Consider the following 10879-nt stretch of genomic DNA (forward strand, 5'->3'; position numbering starts at 1 on the left):
TTTTTTGAGGCATATTTCACCTAACCATTTACCACCTCTTTATTTAATACTCTCAAAATCAGAGTAAACCGTAAACCACACCGTGGTCCCTCCGTTTTCTTTGCTTTCAATATTAATTTCGCCACCCAGCATTTCCACATACGATTTGGCCAAGCTTAACCCTAAGCCCGATCCGTGCAACGCTTTTTTATGCTCTGCATCTACCTGAAAAAAAGGTTGGAATACGGTTTGAATATCTTCCATTGCAATGCCAATACCGGAATCCTTAACATAAAACTCAAAAAACGTTTTATCGGGTTTAGAACAACCTATTTCAACAAAACCTTTATTGGTAAACTTAAATGCGTTTTGCAAAATATGCCGTAGTATCGTTTCTAATTTGTCTCTATCGGTATACGCTAAACTTGCATTATAGCTCGTAGTTATATTTTTTTTTATTTCAATATTTTTTCGTTCTGAAACAAACACAAAAGGCTTTAACACCTCGTTTATGGCGTCTTGTATATTGAAGGTTTGCGTATTTATGGTCATCAAACCAGTTTCAATCTTTGATACGTTTACTACATCTGAAATCACATCGGCCAACCGCAAACTTGTGGTTTCTATCGCCTTTAGGTATTCTTGATATTCGGCGTCCTCAGTATTGTAGTTTTTTAGTATATCAACACTGCCCAATATACCGTACATGGGCGTTTTTATTTCATGGCTCATATTGGCCAAAAATGCGGTTTTTAGCCTATCGGATTCATCAGCTTTTTCTTTGGCCACCAATAGATTTTTGTGTTCTTCATTGAGCTCTTCCCTAAGCTTGTTTTGCTTCAGTAATGATGCATACAACATATCTATTAAATAGGAAATTGAAAAGACAATAAACAGGGTAAAGATGATGTTGTTTACAAAAACGATAAACATCAAATTAAAATCGTTATGACTGAAAATGGGCAAATCCACCAATTGAAAATAAGAACAAACCAGAAAGACACAGTAAATTAATGCCGTTAGGCCAACGGAATATAGTCCAGACCTCCTTCCGCTGTAAAGTGTAACTAAAATATTGGGGGTAAAAACTACAATAGCCCCATTACCCTGAAGCCCTATAAAAACCAATAAAGTGAATGCTATAAAATAAAATATCCCAGCAAAAATATTCTTTTTAACATGGAGCGCCACAGACTTATTGAAGGCTATAAAGTAAAGTAGCAATATGCCAAGAGTATCTACAATAAATATGTAATAATCGCCATTAAGCAGGGCAAAAATAACGCTGGGTATATACGCTATAGCCCCTAATACAATGGATAAGGATAAAATGGATAAAAACAGTTTGTCTCTAAAAAAAGGCAAGTCGTCTTCCCTTTCTTCATCAAATAGGCCACTGTAATTGATATACCATTTTTGGTAGGCTCGTAAAATATCGTTTAATATTTGCATGTAAACTAGCAACTTGCTTTCTAAACAAATATACTAAAACACCTTATTTTTTACATTAAATTTCTGACAATAAAACATTATATAAATTCTCAATATGATAATACTGAAAAAAATTTCGTTTTACGAAACGGGCACTAAATTTATTGAGCTTTAATGACAAACCTTACAATCTTCCTTGGCTTTGAGTTCGCCCACTAGAAAACCATCATCATTTAACTTAAAATCGCAACAATCCATAAAACCTTGGGCAACGAGTTTTCTTCCTCGTTGAATTTGAGATTTTACGGTTGGCAACGGGCGTTGCAACCAATCAGCTACTTCAGTTTGTTTAAGTCCCTTTATATCGGATAAAAAAAGTGGCTCTCTGTATTTTTTTGGCAAGTTTTTGAGAATACCGTGCAAACAATCTGCTTTGGAATGGGCCAAATCTTGCGACTCAAACTCTGTATCGGCTTCCCATACTGGGGCCTCAATGTTATTGCCCCTAAAATAATCCATAACCGCATAACGGGCGATTGAAAATAGCCACGATTTTAATTTGGTTTTATCTTTCAACGATCCAAGGTTTGTGTGCACTTTAATGAAAGTATCTTGCAGCAAATCATCAGTTACTACGGGGTCTTTAACCCTACTTAAAATAAAATATTTTATATCGTTGGAATAAGTTTTCCAAATGTCTTTTGTTTTCATGGCTTACATAGAAATAGCATCCATACTAAAGTTACAAATACGAATGCTATTATCTTTGGTTTTTAAACAATCTTAACAATTACAGTTGGTGCAGGTACAATTATCACAAATACATTGGCTGCACTTTCCGGCTTTACATGGGTCGCAATTGCAAGTACATTCTTTATTTTTCATAATATTTACTTTTATGGTTCATATAATAGACGGAGATATTCCAAAAAAGATGCATGTTTTATGAAAAATTTCGAAGTAGTCGATGTTCAATTTTTCCTAAAAAAGAAAAATGGGTTCTCTGAGATACTTCGGCTGCGCTCAGGGTAAGCGATATTCACAATTCAGCCTTCACTTAGCTCCACTAAATTGAAATCGTGCTTACATATTTCGTCGATACTGCCCACCGACTTCGAACAACGCTTGGGTAATTTGCCCCAGCGAACAGACCTTACAAACTTCCATTAGTGATTCAAAAATATTTTCATTGTTTATGGCTTGTTTCTGAAGCGATTTTAACAAGTTTTCCGACTGCTGGTGCTTATGAAGATTTTGAAGCGTTTCTATTTGAAATTTCTTTTCTTCATCTGTCGCCCTTATCACCTCCATGGGCAAAACGGTTGGCGAACCTTTACTGCTTAAAAAGGTATTAACACCAATAATGGGATAATCACCACTGTGCTTGAGGGTTTCGTAATGCAGACTTTCTTCCTGAATTTTACTACGCTGGTACATGGTTTCCATTGCACCGAGAACACCTCCCCTTTCAGTAATCCTATCGAATTCCAATAAAACGGCTTCTTCCACCAAATCGGTTAACTCTTCAATAATAAACGCGCCTTGAATGGGGTTTTCATTTTTGGCCAAGCCTAATTCTTTATTAATGATCAGCTGAATGGCCATAGCGCGGCGCACCGACTCTTCAGTTGGCGTGGTAATCGCTTCATCATACGCATTGGTGTGCAGCGAGTTACAATTATCATAAATCGCATATAGTGCTTGCAATGTGGTACGGATGTCGTTAAAATCGATTTCCTGGGCGTGCAAACTTCTGCCGGAAGTCTGAATATGATACTTCAGCATTTGCGCCCGGGCATTGGCACCGTACTTATATTTCATGGCTTTGGCCCATATTTTTCTTGCCACACGCCCAATAACGGCATATTCAGGATCGATGCCGTTGGAAAAAAAGAAGGACAGGTTGGGACCAAATTTGTTGATGTCCATACCTCGGCTTAGGTAGTATTCCACGTAAGTGAACCCGTTGGATAAAGTAAGCGCCAATTGCGTAATGGGGTTGGCTCCCGCCTCAGCAATATGATAACCCGAAATGGACACCGAGTAAAAATTACGCACTTGGTTTTGAATAAAATATTCCTGCACATCGCCCATTAAACGCAGCGCAAACTCGGTTGAAAAAATGCAGGTATTTTGTGCTTGGTCTTCTTTTAAAATATCGGCCTGTACCGTACCGCGTACCTGCGACAAGGTTGCTTTTTTAATTTTGTTGTAAACTTCAGCTGGCAATACTTGGTCACCCGTTACGCCCAACAACATCAATCCCAATCCGTTGTTACCTTCGGGCAAAGCTCCGTTGTATTTGGGGCGTTCCTTACCTTTATAGATTTTGGCTATTTGTGTTTCAACCTCATCTTCCAATCCATTCTCCTTGATATAAATTTCGCATTGCTGATCGATAGCGGCATTCATAAAAAAGCCCAATAACATTGGGGCTGGCCCATTAATGGTCATACTCACCGAAGTCATGGCATCGGCTAAATTAAAACCAGAATACAGTTTTTTGGCATCGTCGAGACAACAAATGGACACTCCGGCATTGCCTATTTTTCCGTAAATATCTGGGCGATAATCGGGATCGTTACCATAAAGTGTCACACTATCGAAAGCGGTTGACAAACGCTTGGCAGGCAACCCTGCACTCACGTAATGGAACCGCCTATTGGTACGTTCGGGTCCACCCTCGCCAGCAAACATTCGGGTAGGATCTTCACCAGTTCTTTTAAAAGGATAAAGCCCTGCTGTAAACGGAAACTCTCCCGGAACATTTTCTTGCAGACACCAGCGCAAAATATCGCCCCAAGCTTGGTATTTAGGCAAAGCCACTTTCGGGATTTGGGTGTGCGACAACGATTTGATGTGGGTCTCTATGTTGATTTCCTTATCGCGAACTTTAAAGCTGTACACAGGGTTTTTGTAGCGATTCAGTTTATCTTCCCATTCCAAAATCATTTCCCAATGTTTGGGTTTCAGTTGTTGTTTTATTCGGTCGAATTCTTTGAAAAGCAACTTTAAAAACTCCTTGTTCTCGACTGTGCTCGAATCAACAGTATTTTTGTCATTCTGGGCTTGCCGAAAAATCTCATCACTATTTAACCCATGCTTATTAAGGAAAGATGGCTTCGTTTCACTCGAAATAATGTTGGATACAGATTCTATCGTTTTATAAATACCATACAGCTTTTGGGCAACTTCAACTTGCTCATTAGCTTGTTGATCGTAAGTGCGGTTATTTTCAGCAATTTCAGAGAGATAACGTACCCTTGACGGCGGAATGATATAAAGCTTTTCACTGTTTTCTGGTGAAATTGAAAATGAGGATTTTAAATTGGCATTCGTTTTTTCATTCAGTTTTAAAATAATAGCTTGATAAAGATGGTTCATCCCCGGATCGTTAAACTGTGAGGCAATAGTCCCAAAAACGGGCAAATCGTCTTGCGAAACGTCCCAAAGGTTATGATTTCGCATATATTGCTTTTTTACATCGCGAAGGGCATCTTGCGCCCCTCTTTTATCAAATTTATTAATGGCTACCAAATCGGCAAAATCCAGCATATCAATTTTTTCCAATTGGGTGGCTGCTCCAAATTCGGGGGTCATCACGTAAAGTGACACATTAGAGTGTTCGGTAATTTCGGTATCGGATTGCCCAATGCCCGAGGTTTCCAGAATAATTAAATCGAATGCCGCAGCCTTTAAAACCTGAATGGCCTCGCTTACATGTTTAGACAATGCCAAATTAGATTGCCTCGTGGCCAAACTGCGCATGTAAACCCGCGGGTTGTTTATGGCATTCATCCGGATGCGGTCGCCCAAAAGCGCTCCACCGGTTTTTCGTTTTGAAGGATCAACAGAAATGATTCCCACTGTTTTTTTGGGAAAATCCTTTAAAAACCGACGCACCAACTCATCAACCAAACTGGATTTCCCTGCACCACCGGTGCCGGTTATGCCTAGAACGGGAGAAGCCTCCCCTAACCCCTCCAAAGGAGGGGAACCCTTACTCAAGCTTGAAAACAACGCCTTGAAATCTTTGTGATTATTTTCAGCTAAAGAAATTAATCTAGCAATAGTATTATTGTCTTTATTTTTTAATTTATCCAGTATTTTTTCAGGAGCAAGATTCAGAAAATTAGAAGCATCATAATTGTGGGGCACTATATGCTCCCCTCCTTCGGATGGGTTGGGGGAAGCTCTTTCAACCAAATCATTGATCATGCCCTGCAAGCCCATTTCCCGACCATCATCTGGAGAATAAATGCGAGCTATACCGTACTCCATCAATTCTTTTATTTCTGAAGGCAAAATAACACCACCACCGCCACCAAAAATTTTAATGTGTCCAGCCCCTTTTTCTTTTAAAAGATCGTGCATGTATTTAAAATATTCGGTGTGCCCACCCTGATAAGAAGTTAAACAAATAGCTTGAACATCTTCCTGAATAGCCGTATTAACCACTTCTTCAACGCTTCGGTCGTGCCCCAAATGAATAACTTCCACCCCAGTAGCTTGTATAATTCGGCGCATAATATTTATAGAGGCGTCGTGCCCATCAAAAAGGGAAGCGGCTGTTACTATTCTTACATGATGTTTCGGTTTATAGGGCTCTTGTTGTTTCATTCGTAAAAAACATTAATTATTACTATTGCAATTTACGAAATATTCAAAAAAACCATCGGTATTCAAAAAATTTTCTAAAACCATGTTCTAAAACCATTCCTCACTTATTTTTGCCTTATTTTTAGCCCATAAAGTATAGGAATTTCATGAATAAAATCACCATTTTAATACACTGTAAAGACCGCCCATACATTATTGCTTCGGTCACTAACTTTATTGCTGGGAATCAAGGAAATATTGTTTATATCGATCAGCATGTAGATAGAGAACAGAACATCTTTTTTATGCGTTTGGAAAGTGAATTTGAATCAGATTCATTTAATACCGAAGTTTTTAAGGCTGAATTTAAAGCCAATATCGCCGAGCGCTTTAAAATGAAATGGCGCATCTATTCCTCTGAAAGAAAGCCCAAAATGGCGCTTTTTATTTCTAAGTACGACCATTGTTTATACGACCTTTTAGGGCGTTACAACTCTGGTGAGCTTAACCTTGAAATCCCTTTCATTATCAGTAATCACGATACTTTGAAACCCATAGCAGATAGTTTCAATATTCCGTTTCACCACATACCGGTAACCAAAGACACCAAAGAGGCTGCCGAAAATAAACAACTGGAACTATTGGAAAAACACCAAATAGATTTTATTGTTTTGGCAAGGTACATGCAGATTGTTTCCAGCAAGCTTATTGACAAATACCCAAATAAGATTATTAACATCCACCACTCGTTCCTACCCGCTTTTGTGGGCGCCAAGCCATACCATTCGGCATACAAACGCGGTGTAAAAATCATTGGTGCTACCAGCCATTATGTTACCGAAGAATTGGATGCAGGCCCCATTATTGAACAGGATGTAACACGGGTTACACATGCCCATTCCATTTCCGATTTAATAACCAAAGGCCGTGACCTCGAAAAAATCGTTTTGGCCAATGCCGTTAAACTGCATTCCAACAGAAAGGTTATGGTGTATAACAACAAAACGGTTATCTTTTCATAGTTAAAAAACACCTATTCCTAAAAATTTAAAACCTACAATCATGATTCGTAAACTTTTTGCCCTTGTACTTATTTTTAACCTTTCGGCCTGCGCCGAACTCCAACAAGTGGTAAGCCAATTACCCCAAGGCGGAACCATTGGCAACGACCAAATTGCTTCCGGACTGCGACAAGCGTTGAATTTTGGCATAGACAAACAAGTGACCAAACTGATGCAAACCGATGGATTTTACAAAAACGAATTGGTTAAGATTTTACTCCCCGAAGAACTGCAAAAAGTAGATAAAACCCTTCGCGATATTGGGCTGGGCAACTTAGCCGATGAAGGCCTAAAAGTGCTAAACCGCGCTGCTGAAGATGCCGTAAAAGAGGCAGCCCCGATATTTGTTGACGCTGTAAAAGACATTACCTTCGCCGATGCCAAAAACATTCTACTAGGTAGTGACAATGCGGCAACACTCTACTTAACCAATAAAACGGAAACCGCCCTTTACAACAAGTTTAATCCTGTTATTAAAAACTCGTTTAGCAAAGTAGGTGCCGACAAAATTTGGAACAATCTTATTACCAGGTACAACAACATTCCTTTTACCAACAATGTTAATCCAGATTTAACCGATTACGTAACCGGAGAAGCGCTTGAGGGCGTTTATACCATGATTGCCATCGAAGAAAAAGAAATTAGAACCAAAGTATCTTCCAGAACTACCGATTTATTACGAAAGGTTTTTGCTTTGCAGGACTAAAAATACTAGATAAATTAAACTGAAAACCGGAGGCTTTTGCGTTCGGTTTTTTTTATGTTAATAACTTTTTTTTCAAGGAACTTTCCCAGTTTAAAGGAGGATTCCGCCTGATGGATTGAAAAAAGAAAAGGGCGGCTTTTTGGATTTCAACAAAAAAATGTATATTTAAGTTATTGTTATTCAGATAATCATGGATTATACAGACCCAATAAAAACCCGCCAAGACAAATTAAACCAACAGTACAAGAATTTAGTTGAGCAAGCCTATAATTTTAGGCAAACCGATTCGGCGCTTAGCGACATTTCTGAGTACAAGGCCATTAAGCTTCTTAATAAATTAAATAAGCTGAAATACCTCTATCGAGATCCTCAAAAAGTTACAATTTAACTTTTATCAATTCCTTAACATTCCAATCACGTCTAAATAAGACGTTTATACGTATTTTACATATAAAAAGGAACGTTATGAATACACATTTTTGCAAAGTAGGAAAGATTAAACCCAATCTCAACAAGTTGGTTAGTTTAAAAGATTTAGAACGAAGAATTGCTCATTTTGTTGACGATGTTAGCAAGGTTGAATTTAATGAAGCTGGTCAGCTTTCTTAGCTTTAGCCTATTTGTTAACCAAGCAACAATCTGTCACTAACAAAATCTATCGTCAACATCTCACATAAGAAAGAATAAGCTTTCAAAATCAATTTAATTAAAGAATTTTCTTGTTTACTCTACTATATTATCGTAATTTTTCAAGTAAATTACGATAATAAATGTTGAAAACACTTAAAAAATATATAGAGCCCAACACGCTTCTGTCTTATAAGTTTACAGTACTTATTACGGTAATAACTGCTGCAATCAACGTGTACTCATGGTTCACCCATCAAACCGAGAACTTTTTTACTGGTCACAGCATAAACCCGGACGCTACCATGAAAGTGGTTACCAGTATAAGCTTCATTATATTGGCTGCGCTATATCTAATTAACAAAGAAGGCTCCTTTAAAGTTTTATTTGTATCCGGACTATCTTTACAAGCCATCCAGCTTGGCTACACCTTTTTTGATATTTCTGAAGTTGAAATTTTGGCTCCATCGTCTCTCATAACTATTGTTATGTTTATTTTGATATATACTTCACTTTATTTAGTAAAGTTTAAAGATAGAAATAGTGTTTTTTTATCCTTAAACTCCATAACCTACATCATTTCTTCCTTCGCCATTTTTTACTATTTATTCAACAAAGGAGATATCTTTAAAAACATTTTAGGCTTTAGGACTTTAAGCTGGAACACTTCAATCTTATTCTTTATAAACTCAATTTCTATTTTTGAATTACTGCTGGTTAAAAAAATAAGCCGTTTACAACTTAAACACCTTCCATTTAACCAATCACACCCATTTTATTACTTTCCGTTATTCTTCTTGGGACCGATAATAGTGACCACAACCGTATCTGTCCTGACATTTTTAAATTTCATAGACATCACTGCTGGCGAATACTTTATATTCCTATTCTTAAACTTTTCGATATTCATTAGCATGTTTCTTTATTCGTTTAAGTTTATTGATTACTACAAAGACATTTCCCTAAAATCAAAAAAGATTGAAGAAACCAATAAAAGGCTGAGATTGCTTGTTGAAGAATTGAATGAAAAAAACCTGTATTTGGAAGATTTTGCCTCGATTACCTCACACAATTTAAGAGAGCCCATAATTGCCCTGAAAGAGCTTTATTCTTATTACAAAGATTCTGTGAGAAACAACGACTTAAATGTACCTGAATTGGAGAGTATGTATGTAACCAATGTTGAAAATCTCAATTATGGATTAAACGCATTGATTAATTACCACAAATTTATTCGGGATATTGACAACCAATTCCCGAACAAAATAACACTTTCTAAAAGTCTGGAGAATATCTACCAAGAGCTGGAATATTTAAAACCAGATAACACGATTTTCCATTCAAAAATTGAAGCCGATATAGAATTGCCCAAAAGCTATATCAACAATATTTTCAACAACCTTATTACCAATTCATTCAAATTCAAAAAAACGACCGACGAGCTAAAAATAAATATTTCGACCTATAGAGCTCGAAACAATTTTTATATTCTATATAAAGACAATGGCATTGGGTTTGACGCCTCTTTACATAAAGACGAAATTTTTAAAAAAGGAAAACGCTTCCATAAAGCCAGCAAATCGTCCAGCGGATATGGGCTTTATTATTTAAAGTTGTACGTTTCGAGGCTTAACGGACAAGTAGATTTATTCAGCAAAGTGAACAAAGGAACCATAGTTAGAATTAAACTGAAAAATGAGTAAAATAGCGATTATTGACGATAATTTATTATTTAGGAAAGTCACCAACAAACTGCTTCAAAATGTGGGTTACCATGTCAATGATATTTTAATGTTCGAAAATGGTAAACAGGCTTATGACTACATTTTTGAAAACATAAATGATTCAGAACAACTCCCTGAAACCATTTTTCTAGACCTGAACATGCCCATTGTTGATGGTTGGAGTTTTTTACAACTGCTACAAAACCTAAATAAAAACCACAATTACCATCCTCCAGTATTTATAATTACCTCTTCGGTTGATTCCAAAGACCGAAAGAAAGCCAAATCGATCGAAGATATAAAGGGATATTTAGTTAAACCCATTCGTGCTAACGATATTCAAAAAGCCCTGCGTTTAACAAAAAAAACGCCACCTTCCTGCTAACCTTGTTATTAAATTCTTCTCTAAAGATTTCTATGCAGCTTTTTAAAATAACCAAAAGCCTCTTTTAGCCTAGAGCCATACCACGAAAACATTTCGCCATCTACCAAAAGTACGTTAGCATTGGGGAAATACTTTTGCACCTCGCTTATATGCTTTTCCGAAAACGGAAAGGGCTCTGAGGACAACAAAACCAAGTCTACTTCGGTATTTGGGGTAGAGTCTATCAACGTAATTTCCGGGTGTAACCTTCCCTAAAAATAAGACAGTTTAAAATTCGAAATTATTAATTTTAAACCAATAAACTGTCAGATGAAAAAAAGTAGATTTACCGAAAGTCAGATCATCAAGATCTTAAAAGAAAACGAAC

Annotated in this window: 10 protein-coding genes; 6 read left to right on the forward strand and 4 right to left on the reverse strand. The window is 37.1% G+C overall.

From position 1 onward, the window contains the following. Window positions 1–39: 39 nt before the first annotated feature. The 3 genes from HC176_RS02505 to HC176_RS02515 form a co-directional block, all read right to left on the reverse strand. Window positions 40–1431, reverse strand: coding sequence for an ATP-binding protein (locus tag HC176_RS02505; RefSeq protein ID WP_167916600.1), 1392 nt, complete (start codon window positions 1429–1431; stop codon window positions 40–42). Between the two features lie 150 nt (window positions 1432–1581). Beyond that, on the reverse strand, window positions 1582–2121 hold the full coding sequence (locus HC176_RS02510; protein ID WP_167916601.1) for a sigma-70 family RNA polymerase sigma factor: 540 nt from the start codon (window positions 2119–2121) through the stop codon (window positions 1582–1584). 372 nt (window positions 2122–2493) lie between these two features. Next, the gene (locus HC176_RS02515; RefSeq protein ID WP_167916602.1) at window positions 2494–6030 is read right to left on the reverse strand and encodes a methylmalonyl-CoA mutase family protein; all 3537 of its coding nucleotides are present in this window, start codon (window positions 6028–6030) and stop codon (window positions 2494–2496) included. A 146-nt stretch (window positions 6031–6176) separates the two neighbouring features. Between HC176_RS02515 and purU the strand changes: the two genes are divergently transcribed. From purU to HC176_RS02545, 6 genes are all read left to right on the forward strand, one after another. Continuing rightward, window positions 6177–7031, forward strand: coding sequence for a formyltetrahydrofolate deformylase (gene purU, locus HC176_RS02520; protein ID WP_167916603.1), 855 nt, complete (start codon window positions 6177–6179; stop codon window positions 7029–7031). 40 nt (window positions 7032–7071) lie between these two features. Then, window positions 7072–7776, forward strand: a complete 705-nt coding sequence (locus HC176_RS02525) for a DUF4197 domain-containing protein (protein WP_167916604.1) — start codon at window positions 7072–7074, stop codon at window positions 7774–7776. A 190-nt stretch (window positions 7777–7966) separates the two neighbouring features. Continuing rightward, a complete protein-coding gene (locus HC176_RS02530) occupies window positions 7967–8164 on the forward strand; it encodes a Lacal_2735 family protein (protein WP_167916605.1) in 198 nt (65 codons plus the stop codon). A 77-nt stretch (window positions 8165–8241) separates the two neighbouring features. After that, on the forward strand, window positions 8242–8385 hold the full coding sequence (locus HC176_RS02535) for a hypothetical protein (RefSeq protein ID WP_167916606.1): 144 nt from the start codon (window positions 8242–8244) through the stop codon (window positions 8383–8385). Window positions 8386–8546: 161 nt separating this feature from the next. Further along, window positions 8547–10106 carry an ATP-binding protein gene (locus tag HC176_RS02540; protein WP_167916607.1) on the forward strand — a complete coding sequence of 520 codons (1560 nt, stop codon included), beginning with the start codon at window positions 8547–8549 and terminating at the stop codon, window positions 10104–10106. Then, the gene (locus tag HC176_RS02545) at window positions 10099–10512 is read left to right on the forward strand and encodes a response regulator (protein ID WP_167916608.1); all 414 of its coding nucleotides are present in this window, start codon (window positions 10099–10101) and stop codon (window positions 10510–10512) included. The genes HC176_RS02540 and HC176_RS02545 overlap by 8 nt, the downstream gene beginning before the upstream one ends. A gap of 20 nt (window positions 10513–10532) precedes the next feature. Here the strand turns inward: HC176_RS02545 and HC176_RS02550 are convergent, their stop codons facing one another. Beyond that, on the reverse strand, window positions 10533–10739 hold the full coding sequence (locus tag HC176_RS02550) for a hypothetical protein (RefSeq protein WP_209309641.1): 207 nt from the start codon (window positions 10737–10739) through the stop codon (window positions 10533–10535). Between the last annotated feature and the right edge of the window lie 140 nt (window positions 10740–10879).

It is taken from the genome of Tamlana crocina (assembly GCF_012037625.1).